The sequence below is a fragment of the Holophagaceae bacterium genome, from assembly GCA_016720465.1.
In the GTDB taxonomy this organism is placed as follows: Bacteria; Acidobacteriota; Holophagae; order Holophagales; family Holophagaceae; genus JANXPB01.
The window spans coordinates 706,721-721,478 of the sequence record JADKKO010000004.1; the positions used below are offsets into that span (position 1 = coordinate 706,721).

17 protein-coding genes are annotated in these 14,758 nt (G+C 61.5%); 5 read left to right on the plus strand and 12 right to left on the minus strand.

Going from position 1 to position 14,758, the window contains the following annotated elements:
* The first annotated feature begins 45 nt into the window (after positions 1–45).
* On the plus strand, positions 46–705 hold the full coding sequence (locus IPQ13_10415; GenBank protein ID MBL0211306.1) for a glycerophosphodiester phosphodiesterase: 660 nt from the start codon (positions 46–48) through the stop codon (positions 703–705).
* Here IPQ13_10415 and IPQ13_10420 read toward each other — a convergent pair.
* Positions 649–2,001: an MFS transporter gene (locus IPQ13_10420; protein ID MBL0211307.1), complete on the minus strand. Its 1,353-nt coding sequence runs from the start codon at positions 1,999–2,001 to the stop codon at positions 649–651. The genes IPQ13_10415 and IPQ13_10420 overlap by 57 nt on opposite strands.
* Before the next feature lie 130 nt (positions 2,002–2,131).
* On the opposite strand from IPQ13_10420, the gene IPQ13_10425 reads away from it, so the two are divergent.
* The 3 genes from IPQ13_10425 (at position 2,132) to IPQ13_10435 (ending at position 5,747) form a co-directional block, all read left to right on the plus strand.
* Positions 2,132–3,265: an epimerase gene (locus IPQ13_10425; GenBank protein MBL0211308.1), complete on the plus strand. Its 1,134-nt coding sequence runs from the start codon at positions 2,132–2,134 to the stop codon at positions 3,263–3,265.
* 68 nt (positions 3,266–3,333) lie between these two features.
* The gene (argF, locus tag IPQ13_10430) at positions 3,334–4,263 is read left to right on the plus strand and encodes an ornithine carbamoyltransferase (GenBank protein MBL0211309.1); all 930 of its coding nucleotides are present in this window, start codon (positions 3,334–3,336) and stop codon (positions 4,261–4,263) included.
* Between the two features lie 143 nt (positions 4,264–4,406).
* Entirely contained in the window at positions 4,407–5,747 is a 1,341-nt protein-coding gene (locus tag IPQ13_10435) for a cytochrome P450 (GenBank protein ID MBL0211310.1), read from the plus strand.
* A 212-nt stretch (positions 5,748–5,959) separates the two neighbouring features.
* Here the strand turns inward: IPQ13_10435 and IPQ13_10440 are convergent, their stop codons facing one another.
* Positions 5,960–6,610 carry a TetR family transcriptional regulator gene (locus IPQ13_10440; GenBank protein MBL0211311.1) on the minus strand — a complete coding sequence of 217 codons (651 nt, stop codon included), beginning with the start codon at positions 6,608–6,610 and terminating at the stop codon, positions 5,960–5,962.
* Between the two features lie 78 nt (positions 6,611–6,688).
* Here IPQ13_10440 and IPQ13_10445 point away from each other — a divergent pair, with 78 nt between their 5' ends.
* Positions 6,689–7,204, plus strand: a complete 516-nt coding sequence (locus tag IPQ13_10445) for a hypothetical protein (GenBank protein ID MBL0211312.1) — start codon at positions 6,689–6,691, stop codon at positions 7,202–7,204.
* Positions 7,205–7,497: 293 nt separating this feature from the next.
* Here IPQ13_10445 and IPQ13_10450 read toward each other — a convergent pair whose 3' ends face one another.
* The 10 genes from IPQ13_10450 to IPQ13_10495 all read right to left on the minus strand — a co-directional run bounded on the left by IPQ13_10450 (position 7,498) and on the right by IPQ13_10495 (position 14,756).
* Complete coding sequence (locus IPQ13_10450) at positions 7,498–7,941, minus strand: hypothetical protein (protein ID MBL0211313.1); 444 nt, start codon at positions 7,939–7,941, stop codon at positions 7,498–7,500.
* On the minus strand, positions 7,904–8,269 hold the full coding sequence (locus IPQ13_10455; GenBank protein ID MBL0211314.1) for a hypothetical protein: 366 nt from the start codon (positions 8,267–8,269) through the stop codon (positions 7,904–7,906). Before IPQ13_10455 ends, IPQ13_10450 begins: the two co-directional genes overlap by 38 nt.
* Positions 8,270–8,339: 70 nt before the next feature.
* On the minus strand, positions 8,340–10,424 hold the full coding sequence (locus tag IPQ13_10460) for an immunoglobulin domain-containing protein (protein ID MBL0211315.1): 2,085 nt from the start codon (positions 10,422–10,424) through the stop codon (positions 8,340–8,342).
* A gap of 236 nt (positions 10,425–10,660) precedes the next feature.
* A complete protein-coding gene (locus IPQ13_10465; GenBank protein ID MBL0211316.1) occupies positions 10,661–11,938 on the minus strand; it encodes a PAS domain-containing protein in 1,278 nt (425 codons plus the stop codon).
* On the minus strand, positions 11,920–12,549 hold the full coding sequence (locus tag IPQ13_10470) for a hypothetical protein (GenBank protein MBL0211317.1): 630 nt from the start codon (positions 12,547–12,549) through the stop codon (positions 11,920–11,922). The genes IPQ13_10465 and IPQ13_10470 overlap by 19 nt, the downstream gene beginning before the upstream one ends.
* A 13-nt stretch (positions 12,550–12,562) precedes the next feature.
* Entirely contained in the window at positions 12,563–13,006 is a 444-nt protein-coding gene (locus IPQ13_10475) for a hypothetical protein (protein ID MBL0211318.1), read from the minus strand.
* A 40-nt stretch (positions 13,007–13,046) separates the two neighbouring features.
* Positions 13,047–13,298: a hypothetical protein gene (locus tag IPQ13_10480; protein ID MBL0211319.1), complete on the minus strand. Its 252-nt coding sequence runs from the start codon at positions 13,296–13,298 to the stop codon at positions 13,047–13,049.
* The gene (locus IPQ13_10485) at positions 13,295–13,630 is read right to left on the minus strand and encodes a sigma 54-interacting transcriptional regulator (protein ID MBL0211320.1); all 336 of its coding nucleotides are present in this window, start codon (positions 13,628–13,630) and stop codon (positions 13,295–13,297) included. The genes IPQ13_10480 and IPQ13_10485 overlap by 4 nt, the downstream gene beginning before the upstream one ends.
* A 165-nt stretch (positions 13,631–13,795) precedes the next feature.
* Positions 13,796–14,254 (minus strand): response regulator, encoded by a 459-nt coding sequence (locus tag IPQ13_10490; protein ID MBL0211321.1) that lies wholly within the window; start codon positions 14,252–14,254, stop codon positions 13,796–13,798.
* 4 nt (positions 14,255–14,258) lie between these two features.
* Positions 14,259–14,756 carry an ATP-binding protein gene (locus IPQ13_10495; GenBank protein MBL0211322.1) on the minus strand — a complete coding sequence of 166 codons (498 nt, stop codon included), beginning with the start codon at positions 14,754–14,756 and terminating at the stop codon, positions 14,259–14,261.
* Between the last annotated feature and the right edge of the window lie 2 nt (positions 14,757–14,758).

Sequence of the window (14,758 nt, forward strand, 5' to 3'; positions counted from 1 at the left end):
AAAATCTCAGCGAACTCAGCCACAATGGGTGGACCAGGAGCCTCCATGCCCTCTCCCAAACCATTGCGCCTAGGCCATCGGGGCTACTCCACGAAGCACCTGGAGAACTCCATGGAGGCTTTCCGCGCCGCGCTGGCGGCGGGGATGGACGGCTTCGAACTGGACGCGCAGCCCACGCGGGATGGCGTCTGCTGCGTGTTGCACGATGATGATCTGGCCCGCACCGCCGTGGGCGGCGGCATCCTGCGGCAGTTGAAAGCCAGCGAGCTGCCCAAGCTGAAGAATGGCGAGGACGTGCCGCGCCTGGGCGATGTGTTGGACCTGCCGGCGAAGCTCATCAACGTGGAGTTGAAGGGCGAGCCCGGCTGGAAGCAGGCCTTGGCGGCCGTGGATGCGGCGGATGCCCTGGACCGGGTCCTCTTCAGCAGTTTCGAGCCCAGCGAAGTGCTCCAGCTCTGGGCGGACTGCCACGAGGCCCGCTGCGGGTTCCTGTGGGATCTGGAAGAAGCCATGGCGCTGACGGAGGAGGAGCTGGCGGAACTGCCGGAAGCCCTCATGTTCCATCCGCCCATCGCCGCGGTGCTGGCGAGGCCGGAGCTGTGGAGACCCTACGCGCACCGCCTGGCGCTCTGGGGCATGAAATCCTTTTCAGCTGCCGAGGACCTGCCCTTCCAGCCGGCCATCCTGATCGCCGACGGGCCCTGAATCCCGATCTCCGCCCATGCCTGCCCGGCGCACGGCCAGTCGCGCGCCGGTCCAGATCCACCCAGCCCCCACAGCCATCCCCAGGACGCCCATAGGCACGGCCAGCAGGGCCGTGAGGGTGGGCAGCCACACGCCGACGGCGTCGCCGCCGCGGTAGATGAAGGTGTCGATGAAGGGCTTGGATTTGTACTTCTCTTCAGGCCCCAAAGGGATGTACAGCATCTCCCGAGCAGGTTTGTCCACGGCGTAGTGGAGGCCCCGGCGCACCACCTGCACCCAGGCCAGCACCGCGAACGTGGGCCAGATCCACAGCGCGCCGAAGCCCAGCACCGTGAGGAAGGGCACCAGGCAGAGCGCGCCCTTCATGCCCAGGCGGGTGAAGATCCGCCCGGCGAGCAGGAACTGGGCCGCCAGGGAGAGCACATTCACCCAGAGGTCGATGCGCGCGAAGGCCGCCGCGCGGGCCGCGGTGTCCTGGAACGCGCGCTCCACGATGCGCCCCTGGATCAGGTACAAGAAGGTCGAGGTAAGCGTGAACAACAGCAGGTAGAGGCAGATCAGCCGCAGGTAGGGAGAGCGCAGCAACAGCCGCAGGCCCTCCATCACGCCTGGGCCGGGCTCCCGCTGGAGCTGTTCCGCGCCTTCCAGTCCGAAGCGCCGGCCCAGCCGCTTCATGAATTGGCTCGCAACCTCCAGGCAAGCCGCGGAGAGCAGAAAGAGCGTCGCCGGCCGGGCCTGGACCTGCCAGGCGCCCAGCGGAAATCCCCGCATCAAGGCTTCGGTGAGAGCCGCCCCTGCGATGGCGCCCAAGGTCCCGCCAGCGGCGATAGGACTGAACAGCCGCTTCCCCTGGCCATCGTTGAAGATGTCCGACATGAAGGCCCAGAACACCGAGACGACGAACAGGTTGAACACGCTGAGCCAGATGTAGAAGCCGTAGCCCAGCCAGGCATTCCCGGCCTTCCAGCGGAAGAGCCCGTAAAAGACCAGCAGGTTCAAGGCGAAGAACCGGTAGACCATCGGGATGAACCGCTTGCGCGGGAACCGCGCCACCAGGGCCGCGAAGGCTGGGTTCACCAGCAGCATCGCCACCAGCGTCCCGGTCATGAGCCAGGGCAGCTTGTCGGCGCCCTTGGCGATGCCCAAGGCCTCCCGCAGGGGCCGCAGCAGGTAGAAGCTCAGCAGCAGGAAGAAGAAATAGGACCCGGCCTCCAGCAGCGCCGGGGCTTCGCCTTCTTCCAGCAGGAAGACGCGGCGCAGACTGTTCCTCAGGGCATGGCTCGAATTCATGGACATCTGGCTTCCTTGGGAGCTTGCGGAGGGCCTGGAACGATCCTACATTGTGTAACGATGTAATCCGCATTCTGTTTCATACCCATTCCAGGACAGGTTGTCCCGGCCCCCGAACCCGCTTCTTGGAGACGCCATGACCCTTTCACGCCGCACCTTCCTGGAACTCGCCGCTGCGGCGGCGGCCACTACATCCGCGGGCAGCCTGATGGGGCGCGGCCCTGCGGCCAAGCAGCCGAAAAAAATCCTCATCCTGGGGGGCACGGGCTTCCTCGGACCCGCCACCGTGGAAGCCGCGTTGGCGCGGGGCCACCAAGTCACCATCTTCCACCGCGGCAAGACGCGGCCGGGCTACTTCAAGGGCAAGGTCACCGAATTGAACGGCGATCGGGACCCGCTCAAGGGGGAGGGCCTCAAGGCCCTCGGCGACGGCGCCTGGGACGCCGTCATCGACAATTCCGGCTACTACCCGCGCATCGTCAAGGCCTCGGCCGAATTGTTGGCCCCCAAAGCCAAGCAGTACCTCTACATCTCCAGCATCAGCTGCTACAAGGAACCCAATCCCGAGAACGGCGACGAGGATGCGCCCCTGGCCACCATGGCGGATCCCGCCGCGGAGACCATGGGCAAGGACTACGCGAATTACGGCGCCCTCAAGGCCCTCTGCGAACAGGCCGCCGAGACGGCCATGCCGGGCCGGACCGCCATCATCCGGCCGGGCTACATCGTGGGCCCGGACGATCCCAGCGGACGCTTCACCTATTGGCCCGTGCGCTTCGACCGAGGCGGCGAGGTGGCCGTGCCCGGCAATGCCACCGATCCGCTCCAGCTCATCGATGTGCGCGACCTGGCCGAATGGCTCGTGAAGCTCGTGGAGGATGGCACCATGGGCCGCTTCAACGCCACGGGGCCGGACCGGCGCCTGGCCTGGGGCGATGTGGTGAAGGCCTGCCAGAAAGCCGGCGGCGCGGCGAGCGCCCCCACGTGGATAAGCCAGGCCTTCCTGGCCAAACAGGAGGGTCTGGAATTCCCCATCTGGGCGCCCTTCGAAGGGGACACCAAAGGCTTCCACACCTGGCGCAACACGCGCGCGCTCAAGGCGGGACTGCGCTTCCGTCCCGTCGGCGCCACGGTGAAGGACACGTTGGCCTGGTTCAAGACTCAGGAGAAGGTGGAGAAGGGCCGCACCAAGCTGGCGGGGCCGAGCGCCGAGGCCGAGGCCAAACTCCTGGCCGCCTGGCATGCGAGCCTGAAACAAAAGGCGGGCTGAATCCCGCTTGAATGCTGGATTCACGGGCCTTTCCGTGATGAACTATCCTGTTCTTCTCGGAGTGTTCCATGGCCAGGCAGCCCCATTTCCTGTCAATCAATGACTACTCCTCCAAGCAGATCAAGCAGCTGCTCGATATCGCCGACGAGATGAAGCGGCACCCCAAGCGCTTCAACAAGGCGCTGAAGGGCCAGGTCCTCGCGATGATCTTCGAGAAGTCCAGCACGCGCACCCGCATGAGCTTCGAAACGGGCATGTACCAGCTGGGCGGCATCGCGCAATTCCTCTCCTCCCGCGACATCCAGATCGGCCGGGGCGAGCCCATCTTCGACACCGCGCGCGTCATGAGCCGCTTCGTGCAGGGCATCATGGCCCGCACCTTCGCCCATCAGACCGTCACGGATCTCGCGAAATACGGCTCCATCCCCGTCATCAACGGCCTCACGGACCTCGAGCATCCCTGCCAGATCATGGCGGACCTGCAGACCGTGCGGGAGCACTTCGGGAAGCTGGCCGGGCTGAAGCTCGCCTACATCGGCGACGGCAACAACATGGCCCACTCGTACATGCAGGGCACCGGCAAGACCGGCATGGACTGCACCATCATCACGCCCAAGGATCCGAAATATTTCTGCAACGCCGCCATCGTCGAAGCGGCCCTGGAGGACCACGCGGCCCAGGGCACGACGCTGACCCTCACCGACAACGTGATGGAAGGCGTGGCGGGCGCGCACGTGGTCGCCACGGACACCTGGGTGAGCATGGGCATGGAGGAGGAGAAGGCCGAGCGCATCGCCGCCTTCAAGGGCTTCACCGTGGACAATGCCGTGATGGAAGCCGCCGGACAGGATGCCATTTTCATCCACTGCCTGCCGGCCTACCGCGGCTACGAAGTGCTTGAGGAAGTCATCGACGGCCCCCGCAGCCTCATCTACGACGAAGCCGAGAACCGCCTCCACGCGCAGAAGGCGATCATGTATTCGCTGATGGCGAAGTAGGGGGAGAGTCCAAAGTCCAAAGTCCAAGTCCCAAGTCCCAAGTCTCAAGTCTCAAGGCAACCCAGAGCGCGCCGCGAGGCGCGTTTTTTTTACTTGAGACTTGGGACTTGGGACATGAGACTTCATTCATTCCCCGGCTTTCCATGCCCCTGCCCTACGCCCCCGGACCCAAGCCCACGCTTCCATGGACCAACCTTCTGCGGATGCGGAAGGACACCCTGGGCTTTTTCACCGAACTCCACCGGACCTACGGGGATGTGGCGCATTTCCGCATGGGGCCTTCCCATTTCCATTTGGTGAACCACCCGGACCTCAATCGCGAGGTGCTGGTGACGCAGGCCAGGAAAGTCCGGAAGGGCCTGGGCCTGCAAAGGGCGAAGATCCTGCTGGGGGAGGGCCTGCTCACCTCCGAGGACCAAGCCCACCTCAAACAGCGGCGCATGATGCAGCCCGCCTTCCACCACAGGAAAATCGCGACCTACGCGGAGCTGATGGTGGCCCACACCCTTAGCCTGCGCGAGGCCTGGCAGGACGGGCAGGCGATCGACCTCTTCCACGAAATGACCGGCATCACCCTGGCGATCGTGGCGGAGACGCTGTTCGGGAGCGACGTGCGCGCGGAGAGCGACGAGATCGGCGAAGCCCTCACCACCGTCATCGGCGCCTTCAATGCGCTCACCAATCCCTTCGCCCAGGTCCTGCTGAAGCTGCCGCTGCCCTACACCAAGCGCATCGAAGGCGCCATCCGCCGCCTCAACGAGACCATCTACCGCGTCATCCGGGAGCGCCGCGAGTCCGGCGCCGAGGAGGGGGACCTCCTGGGCATGCTGCTTTCCGCCAGGGACGAGGATGGGGACGGCTCGCGGTTCTCTGATCTGCAGGTGCGCGACGAGACCATGACGCTCTTCCTGGCGGGCCACGAGACCACCGCCAACGCGCTCACCTGGACCTGGTATCTGCTCAGCCAGAATCCCGACGTGGAGGCGCGTTTCCACGCGGAAGTGGACGAGGTGCTGCGGGGCCGCACACCCACCTTCGAGGATGTGCCGGCCCTGAACTACACGGAGATGGTCTTCGCCGAGTCCATGCGCCTGCTGCCGCCGGTGTGGGGCTTCGGCCGGCAGGCGGTGGAGGATTTCGAACTGGGCGGCTACCGCATCAGAAAGGATTCGTTGCTGATCTTGTCCGAGTGGGTCATGCATCGGGATCCACGCTGGTGGCCGGATCCGGAGCACTTCGACCCCTTGCGCTTCACGCCGGAACAGAAGGCCGCACGCAACAAGTTCACGTATTTCCCCTTCAGCCACGGGCCGCGCAACTGCATCGGCGAGCCGTTCGCATGGATGGAGGGCGTCCTGATCCTCGCCACGCTGGCGCAGAAATGGCGCTTGAGCCTGGTGCCGGGCCATCCCGTGGTGCTAGACCCGCTGTTCACGCTGCGGCCCAAGCACGGCATGAAGATGGTGCCGCGCGCGCGAAGCTGAGCGGGCGCCTCCGCGGCCACGCCGCAAGCCGCGCCAGGCTTCGCTTTGCGAATGCGAGTGGCCGCCCGGCCCCTGGAACCGATGCTTCCTGATTCCCTTTCGGAGGCTTCCATGAACCAGGCGGTTCCGCGTTTCCAGTTCGTCCTCTCGTTTCTGGCTTTCCTGCGCCGGCGCCGGGCCATCCGCCTGGAGCCGGATACGGACCTGGAACACTACTTGTTCTGCCGCGACCTGCGCGCTTCGGGCCCGCCCCGCAGATAGCCGAGGATCATCCGGGAGGCCTCCGCCACGAAGACATCACCCTTCAGCAGCTCCGGGTGCTCCAGCACGGCGGCATGGGTCAGGGCTTCCACCGCGTGGACCAGCATGAAGGCGGCCAGATGCGGATCCATCGGCCGCAGTTCGGCCGCGCGCGCCTCCAGGAACCGTGACAGCAGGTCCCTTGCGGCGTCCTCCACGGCCCGTGTTTCCGCCAGGCCGCCGATGCCGGGCACGGTGTTCACCAGCACCCGGTGCAGGGCCGGATTCACGCGGTGGACTTCGACCATGGCCCGGACGATGGCGTTCACGGCGTCCTCCAAGGGCGCAGCCTGGACCTCCACGAACCGCCGGCGCAGAAGGTCCAGGATCTCCCGGGTATGCCGGTCGTTCAGCGCCCGGACCAGGGACTCCTTGTTGGGGAAGTACTGGTACAGGCTGCCGATGCTCACCCCGGCTTTCACCGCCACGCGGTTGGTGGTGGCGGCCTCGAAGCCTTCCTTTTCCAGAATGTGAGCAGCCGCGGTGAGGATGGCCTCCACGGTTTCCGCCGAGCGGCGCTGGCGCGGTGTTTTGCGGATCTGGGATGGGTTGGATGGGCTCATGGCGGATGCGAGTGGCAGATGTGAGTAAAAGCTCACATTCTTTTGGAGTGCTGACAAGCGCTATTTCGGGAGACCCCTATGAAAATCTTCGCTGCCCTTCTCATCGTCCCCGCGCTCATGGCCACCGAGACCGCCAAACCCGCGCCTATCGTCCTCAAGGCACCCACGGGGACTTTCCTCCTGAGCCAGACCCCCGATCTGCCCCAGGGCATCGAACAGGCCGCCGAGGGCGTCCCCTTTCTGATGCGGGGCTTCGCCGAGAAGCGCCTTTCGGATGTGAATCCGGCCTATCGCCGGGTGGTCCTGAGCCATGATGCGACGAGTGTCAGCATCCAGTTCGACGGCCGCAAGCCAGTCCGCGTGCCCCTGCAGGGCGGCACCGCCTGGACCCGCGAGGACGGCGAAACCTTCTGGGTGAATGCCACCGCCAGCCCATCGCAGATCGTGCAGACCTACAAGGCCAAGGATGGCGAGCGCACCAATGAATTCACCTTGTCTCCCAGCGGCGACTCCCTGCTGCTCAAGGTGAGCGTCCGCAGCCCCAAGCTCAGCAAGGTGCTGTATTACTCGCTGGTGTACAGCGCCGCGAAGTAGGCGGTAAAGGCCCAGGATCGTGAGCACTCCAACGAATCCACCCTAGTCTCCTGTGAGGGAAGATCCCAGTAGCTTCTTCCAGAGCTCCGCATTCAAAGAAATTCCGAAGGTAAGCGTTGTCAGCCTTCGGCCATCACCATCCAATTTGTATGAGGAAGATCCCACCTGAAGCGTGAACTCATGGTTGAGGTCATATCCCAGGCCGAAAGAATAGACGGGGCCGGAGAGTTTCTGGTCCTTTGCCCCTTCGGCGATGGAGGTCCCTACCCCGACCCAGAAGGAAATTCTGCGAATCAATCCGTCCCACAAATCGAGCTTCGAAGGGATGAAGCGATGCGCTGAAGGGTAGGCTCTAAGGGTAAGGGATCCGCACATGACACCGGGTTCCTGAGGTAGAACACGGTGGCACCGAACCGGATCTGCTCTTTTTTCCAGTCCGGATAGTTTAATTCACCAAAAAGTAAATTGATCTGCTCAGGTACATTCGTTTTGCACCAGTCGGGGTACTTGGGGCCGAGCTTGAGCCCATCCTTTACGGCAGTGAGCCTCGTCTCGGCTGCCTTGATTCGTTCTTCGGAAACGCTTTCTGTCTTGCCGTAATCCTTCTGGAATTTGAAGCCCTTGTCCAACACCGACACGCTTAAAAAATCCGTATCCGATTCAATGTTGATCGGACGAACTAATTCTTTTAACAGCGCATCAATTTCTAAAGTTAGGTTGGAGACTTGTTCCCTCAACCTTCGCCTGTTCCCCGGCCTGGATTTCCTTTCCTCCATCTGATGTTAGTTTTGCTTGCTCGTGTTTCAAAGCGGCCAAACGCAGTTGATAGTAGACGACTTGGTTGCGTGGGACCTTTGAGAAACGTGGGCTTGCAAGTAATCCCACGCGGCTTTCCAAACTTGTGAGGGGGGAATTTGTTTTCGAAGCGTCGGCCGGAAACAACGCAGCCGACATCGGCAGGGTGGTGAGGATTAGAATCGTCGGAAGGACATGGCATCTGAGCGCGCCAGCAGGAAGTCCTGGTGCCAAGGCTGAAATTTTGCACGAAGCTTTGTCTTGGTTCATAATCATACTCCATGGTTAGGGTTCTAAATATAATATTTTAATGATGTTAATATGAAATAAATTGACTTTATTATTCAAATATTTCGCCAGTTGAAATCAATGCATCGGCATTATCTATTCCACTAAAGATGAATGGCTTGCCATCGGAGAGGATGATCAACTCGGTAGCAGCCCGAACGTTGTGCATTGAGCTAGAGACAAACAGCGATCCGTTTTGCACATTCAATAAGGCAGAACTCGAGAACCCGATATTGCCTGAGAAATCTAAGCCTCCTGTCACAAGGAGCCAGCCTCCAGGAAGGGGTGCAAGCAAGGCAGAACTCCTGGGAGTACCCATTGCCCACGTGGCTGTTCGATTGGTTGCTGCTGCATCGAAGACATCCACGGTGGCCACGGGGCTACCCCCAGCATCCCTGCCACCTGCCACAACCACTTGCCCATTCATCAACTTGATCGCGTTCGTATAGCGCCTGGGTGCCGATAGGGTGGGCCCAAAGGAGACTTGAACACTACTGCCCGATTCAGCGAATAATAACGTTTTATCCGAATTAATAGGTGCTGAACGCTTTATCGGTTGAACATCATTTGCAACCATCAAGATTCGCCCATCCGTCAGCCTTACCGCAGAATTTATAGCCTCTTGATTGTAAATTGGGAAAGGAAGTACCCCTATGGACGTTACCGAATGACTTACTGGATCAAATACTTCAAAACTCAGGTTAGCGTTCGTACCGCTCATTGCGCTTGGCCATCCCCCGGCAACTAAAATGCGGCCGCTCGGCAGGAGCATAGCAATTGGACCCAACCTTTTGACTCCAAGTTGGCCCATGGTAGTCACAGTGAAAGTGACGGGGTCGATTTCAAGCACATCCCTTCCGAGGGACGCATCGGCATCGGGTCCATGTCCGCCAAACAGATAAACCTTCCCATTCAGGCCAAGCACCAAGCTGTAAGAACCGTCCATCAGCCGTGGCATTGAGCCAACGATGGCGTAAGTTCTTGTGATGGGATTAAAAACCACCATAGAGGTTTCATAGCTAGCGGGAGCATTAGGATCAAAAGCCGACCATATCTTCTGGCCCCCGAGAATAAGAACCCTACCGTCCTGAAGGAGTATTGAACGGTGGAAAATTCGTGCGGGCGCAGACCCTGAGACTAATTGCCATTGGGCCCCAATGATGGCTTGTACAGCCAAAACCGCATCTTGGCTAAGGGTCGATCCTCCAGCATTGGTCACACGAACAGAGAAGTGAGCCTGGTTGTCGGAGAGCGCTACCGAGGAAAGATTGAGTGTCATGGCTGTTGCACCTGAGATCTGGCCCCCATTCCGCAACCACTGGTAGGAAAGTGGACCCGTTCCCGTAGCTTCCACTGTGAATGACACATTGGCACCCTCAATGGCGGATTGGGTTAATGGTTGTTTTGTGATCATTGGCGCTGCAACGGCGGATAGTACTTGCACAGTTTTCATACCCGCGGCAGAAATCGAGCCTTTGTTGTCGCTCGCGATAACCAGGAGCGTGAGGGTCGACCCTGAATAACTTGCGGGTGCAATCAGGGTCAAATTGGAACCTTGAACGCTGGCGCCGGGGCTACTGCAACTGAAGGTGATGGCACCCCCATCGGGGTCTGTAGATTGGAGCGTGAACTGTGCAGCTACCCCCACTGTCACCGTTACCGGCCCATTAATCACCGGGACTTCGGGGGGGCGATTGGCCTGGGTCACCTGAACGACGATGGTGGAGGATTTGCTGGAATCCGCTTGGCTGATCGCAGTGATTATTGAGGTCCCAGCCTGGGCAGGGGCTGTGAAAGTCCCCCCTTGTGTGATGGCGCCATTGCTCGACCCCCATTGCACCGAAGTATTGGAAGTCCCGGTGACCGTGGCGGCGTAGGTGGCCGATTGTCCAGTTTGCAGGGTGGCCGGACCCTGGACCGTCAGGGTGATAAGGGGTGCCGGTTGGATAGCGGATGAAGACCCAGAGCACCCCACCTGAATACCCAGCGAACTGAGGATTCCGAGAGTTCCGAGAAAGAAGATTTTCCTTCCTGCTAGGTGGATACTTTTACGCATGCTGCCTCCTTGATCGGGATCGTTGACAGATCCTAAATTCAGTTGTGTTGATTGCCTGGATCTCCATACAGCGATGGTCATGCCAAGACTCCCTCATTGCCGAAAACCCGGTCATTGCTCTATCTGCCCGTTTTCATCGATAGCCGAGGCAGGCCCAACCCCTACGGATTTCGGAATCGTTCTGGAAACCGGAAGAGTGGTTATGCGAAATTCACGCACATTGCCGCACCAGGATGGGGTTGCATCGCTGATCGGGTTAATGCGGAGATAAAAGGAATCGGTTCCGATCGCCGAAACACGATTCCGGATTCAAGTCTTCACGCCTCCGGCAGCCAGATCCTGAAGTCCGTGCCTTGGCCCTCAGCGCTGCGCACTTCCACCGCGCCGCCGTGGCTTTTGGCAATGCCATGCACCACGGCCAGCCCTAGGCCGGTGCCTTCGCCGGGGGCCTTGGTCGTGAAGAAGGGTTCGAAGATGCGCGGCAACAGCTCGGGGGGAAGGCCACGGCCCGTGTCCTCCACCGACACGAATTGGTACGACCCCGGCGGCACACCCAGGGCCAGGGCGCGGCCATCATCCAGAAAGTCCTGCCCGGTGGAAAGCGTGATGCGTCCCTCACCTTCAATTGCGTCGCGGGCGTTCACCACGAGATTCAACAGGGCCTGCCCCATCTGCCCGGGGTCCAGGCGCAGGGATTCCAGGGAAGGCCGTGGGCTCCAGATGAGGCGCACCTGTCGGCTGCGGTCCCCTAGGGCGACGTTGAAAAGGCCCTCGGCTTCGCGCAGCAGGACGTCCAGGGTGTGCGGAATCCGCTGAAGTTCGGTGCGGCGGCTGAAGTTCATGAGCTGGGAGACTACGTCCCGACCCCGCCGCGCGGCATCGAGGATCACATCAATGGACCGCGCCTGGGTTTCAGAGAGGTCTTCTTTGCGCAACTGCAATACCTGGGCGGCCCCCAGCACCGCCATGAGCAGGTTGTTGAAATCGTGGCTCACGCCGCCCACCAGCGTGCCCAGAGCCTCCAGCTTCTGGCTTTGGTGCAGCTGGGCCTGCAACTCCCGCTCTCGCGTTAGGTCTCGGCCCAGCAGCAGCGCAGTTGCGCCACCTGGCCCAATGGGTCCAATGGGCTCGGGGATGGCGCGCACCTCGAAAATGCGCAAGTCCATGCCCGCGCCCACCCGCACTTCATCAGCCACGGGCCGGCGCTCCTCCAGAACCTTGCGGGCCAACCCTTTCCAAGGTTCGATGGATAACGCCCCGCTGCCGAACTGGGCGGCGGCCCGGGCGTTGGCGAGCACGATCGCCCCCTTCGCGTCCAGACGCAGGATCAGGTCCGGGCTGTGGTCCGCCAAAGCTTGGTACTGGGCGGCCGTGGCAGCCAGGGCTTCGAGCCTATCCCGCTCCGCCTTTTCCATGCGGCGATCGTGGATGAACAAGAAGACGAGCAGGGCCCCGGCCAGGAGCAGCAGGGCGGCGGTGCCCACCACGAAGACCCAGAATCCTTCTAAGTCGCCCGGCGACACGAACGTCCCTAACGGACCCGCCAGAAAAGCGCTGGCGGCTCCGTAAGGGCGCGCTAGGCGCGGGTCTGACATTTGAAACCCCGCCAGAGGACCAGATAGGCCACGAAGGATACAGCCGCGTTGAAGGTCCATGCGATCCGGAAATAGTGGAGTCCCGCCTTGAAAAGCTGGTTGCTCAGTGCCAGCAGTATCAAGATTGCGGGCATGTAGATGAGCAGGTGGACATGCACCCAGAACCAGGGTTCCCGGCGCAGGGGGCCACGCCGGGCGAGCAGCATGGCCGCCAGATCGGCCAGGACGCAACAGAGCACCACGAAATTGCAGGCGCTGAGCGCTGGGCCGTTGAAGACGCGCAGGGTCCCGGCGCGGACCATGAAGAAGCCCCAGAGGCCCGCCAGGCCCGCAGCGGCGATCATGAATCCTGATCGCAGCCGGGGACCCCGCAGGCCCATCGCCACAGGCCATAGCCCCAACGAAAGCCCATAGAGATTCGCGACCCGCACATTGTGGAGGTGGCTGGCGCGAAGCCCCTCGATCAGCAGGGTGGACAGCAGGGCGAGAAGGGCGGCTGCCCAAACCATCCGCAAGCTCCGGTCCAGGCGGCCCCAGCCCGCCAGCCCCGCCCCGATGGCGGCGGCGAGCGGAAGCATCGGGGCGAGGGAGACGAGGATGGTCCAGAACAAAGCCTAGTTCCGCTCAGCAATCGGGAGGACAGGGAAAACCATATTCGAAAAGGATTCCTGCGCCTGTCTGGCCGGCCTTCGCCTTCTTAGGCACTTGTGGCGGAAGAACCTTTGAGGCGGGACGCATCTCATTCCCCTGGTCATCAATCCCTACTGCGATCAGGGTGAGATGGGGCTTGATCTGGCCTGTGCTGTGGTCCTTCTTCTTCCCTGGGTAATCCTTCAGATGCAGCGCGAAGTAGAAACGGATATTCCTAGCGCCTTCCTGGGCCAAGATCTGCAACAGGTCGTTTCCTTCAAACTCGATGGAGCAGGTTCGATCATGGGGAAACAGCTCTCCTGTGTGTTTTACAATCTTATCTATGGCCGAATGGAAGTTCGTGATGAGTTGGTCCGGTTGGATCAATGGGCTCGGACGGGCCAGCTGGCTTTGTGTGATGCGAATTCCTTGGCTCAAGAGAGTCTCCTTTAGGTTCAGGGTGGTTGAGTTGTTTTGTTTAGGATGATGAATTGGGTTTCGCCGCGATTCCCAGATTTTTCATCTTGTCGTAGAAGGTGCTGAGGGGCAGATCAATGAGTTTGGCGGCCGCGGGGACACTGCCTTTTGTTTCCCTGAGCGCAGCCTGCAGCAACTGTTTTTCGGCTTCCTTGAAACTGGGGATGGCGGTGGTGCGGATCGCCAAGAAACCCATGGAGATTGGATTCGCGGGGAGCACATCGCCCGGTTCCAGGGAATCGCCATCGCTCAATACGAGCGCCCGCTCCAGGGCATGCGAGTCGCAATGGCGCAGGGATGGGACGCAGCAGATCGGGTGGGAAGGATGGGTGGGGCGCGGCCCATATCCGAAGCGAGGTTCTCAAGCATTGCCTGGGCCAGGGCCGGTATATCCTCCGCGCGTTCCCGCAAGGCCGGAAACCTGAGCTGGACTGTGTTGAGCCGGTAGTAGAGGTCCTCCCGGAACTGCCCTTTTTCGATCAGCGCATTCAAGTTCTGGTGGGTGGCGGAGATCAAGCGGAAGTCCACCCTGCGCTCTTTGGTATCCCCAAGGCGGCGCAGGCATCCCTCTTCCAGAACCTTCAAATGGCGTTCGCCTCGTCAGAACGGTGCCTGGTGGGCGACTTCCACAGGCCAGCTTTGGCTTGGCTGGCCCGGTGAAGGCGCCTTTTTCGAAGAGCTCGGCATCCAGCACTGCGTGAAATCACCGCAGTTCAGGGCTGAACCTGCGACCCGTTTTGGCGTCCCCAGCTAGCCTCCCTGTCCGGAGAGACGGGCCGGGGGGCGGGCTGTAAGGGACCAGGTGCGGGGCGCTGGTGCGTTCTGGCCCGCGGCGCGTTGCCCGGCGCTGCTCCGCAGGCGCTGGATCTGGGCAACAAGCATGGGTAATTCCACGGGTTTGGTATAGACGTGATCCGCGCCCAACTGCATGGCTTTCACCGCCATCTCCACGGTGCCGAAGCCCGTGATCAGGATGATGGGTAGACCGGGGTCACGGGCACGCAGTTTGGGCATGAGGTCCAGCGCGTCCCCATCGGGCAGCCGAAAATCCGTGAGGACCAGATCCGCCGGGAATTTTGCTGCGGTGTCGAGGGCTTGGGCTACGGTCGCCGCTTCCGCCACTTCGAAGCCGCTGCCGGAAAGGTATTCGCGGATGCCGAAACGGATGGAGGGCTCGTCATCCACCAGCAGGATGTTGGGGCGTCGCATGGGGTTACTCCCGGCCAGAGAAAATGGGAAGGCTCAATTCAAGGATGGCGCCCCCCTCCGGAGCATTCGCGCAGCGCAGAGAACCTCCGTGGGCTTCGGCAAATTTCTTGGCGATGCCCAATCCGAGCCCTGTCCCGCCTTGGCGCCGCGAGAAAAAGGGCTCGAAGGCGCGGGAAAGATCCTCTGGGGCGAAGCCGGGGCCCTGGTCCTGGAAGCGCAGCTGGATCTCGGTCACTGCATCGCGCACCTCCACCCGGATTTCGCCGCCTTTGGGGCTGTGCTGGATGGCGTTGTGCATCAGGTTGTCCAGGATCTGCCGGACCCGGCCTTGATCCCAGAAGACCTGGATGGGATTACCTGGCAGCTCAATGGTGAACTTCAGGCTCGAATCTAGGGCTGATTGCTGCAGCAATTGAAAGGCCGTTGCCAGGAAACAGTCCAGGTCGAAAGCATGAGGGCTCAGGACCACGGGCCTGCCGAGGTCCGTCAGATCGCTCAACATGT

What these genes read in the sequence shown, in the direction of transcription:
- IPQ13_10415 (MBL0211306.1), top strand. Translation starts at nt 46, where the DNA reads ATGCCCTCTCCCAAACCATTGCGCCTAGGCCATCGGGGCTACTCCACG.
- IPQ13_10420 (MBL0211307.1), bottom strand. Translation starts at nt 2,001, where the DNA reads ATGTCCATGAATTCGAGCCATGCCCTGAGGAACAGTCTGCGCCGCGTC.
- IPQ13_10425 (MBL0211308.1), top strand. Translation starts at nt 2,132, where the DNA reads ATGACCCTTTCACGCCGCACCTTCCTGGAACTCGCCGCTGCGGCGGCG.
- argF (MBL0211309.1), top strand. Translation starts at nt 3,334, where the DNA reads ATGGCCAGGCAGCCCCATTTCCTGTCAATCAATGACTACTCCTCCAAG.
- IPQ13_10435 (MBL0211310.1), top strand. Translation starts at nt 4,407, where the DNA reads ATGCCCCTGCCCTACGCCCCCGGACCCAAGCCCACGCTTCCATGGACC.
- IPQ13_10440 (MBL0211311.1), bottom strand. Translation starts at nt 6,610, where the DNA reads ATGAGCCCATCCAACCCATCCCAGATCCGCAAAACACCGCGCCAGCGC.
- IPQ13_10445 (MBL0211312.1), top strand. Translation starts at nt 6,689, where the DNA reads ATGAAAATCTTCGCTGCCCTTCTCATCGTCCCCGCGCTCATGGCCACC.
- IPQ13_10455 (MBL0211314.1), bottom strand. Translation starts at nt 8,269, where the DNA reads ATGAACCAAGACAAAGCTTCGTGCAAAATTTCAGCCTTGGCACCAGGA.
- IPQ13_10460 (MBL0211315.1), bottom strand. Translation starts at nt 10,424, where the DNA reads ATGACCATCGCTGTATGGAGATCCAGGCAATCAACACAACTGAATTTA.
- IPQ13_10465 (MBL0211316.1), bottom strand. Translation starts at nt 11,938, where the DNA reads ATGTCAGACCCGCGCCTAGCGCGCCCTTACGGAGCCGCCAGCGCTTTT.
- IPQ13_10490 (MBL0211321.1), bottom strand. Translation starts at nt 14,254, where the DNA reads ATGCGACGCCCCAACATCCTGCTGGTGGATGACGAGCCCTCCATCCGT.
- IPQ13_10495 (MBL0211322.1), bottom strand. Translation starts at nt 14,756, where the DNA reads ATGTTGAGCGATCTGACGGACCTCGGCAGGCCCGTGGTCCTGAGCCCT.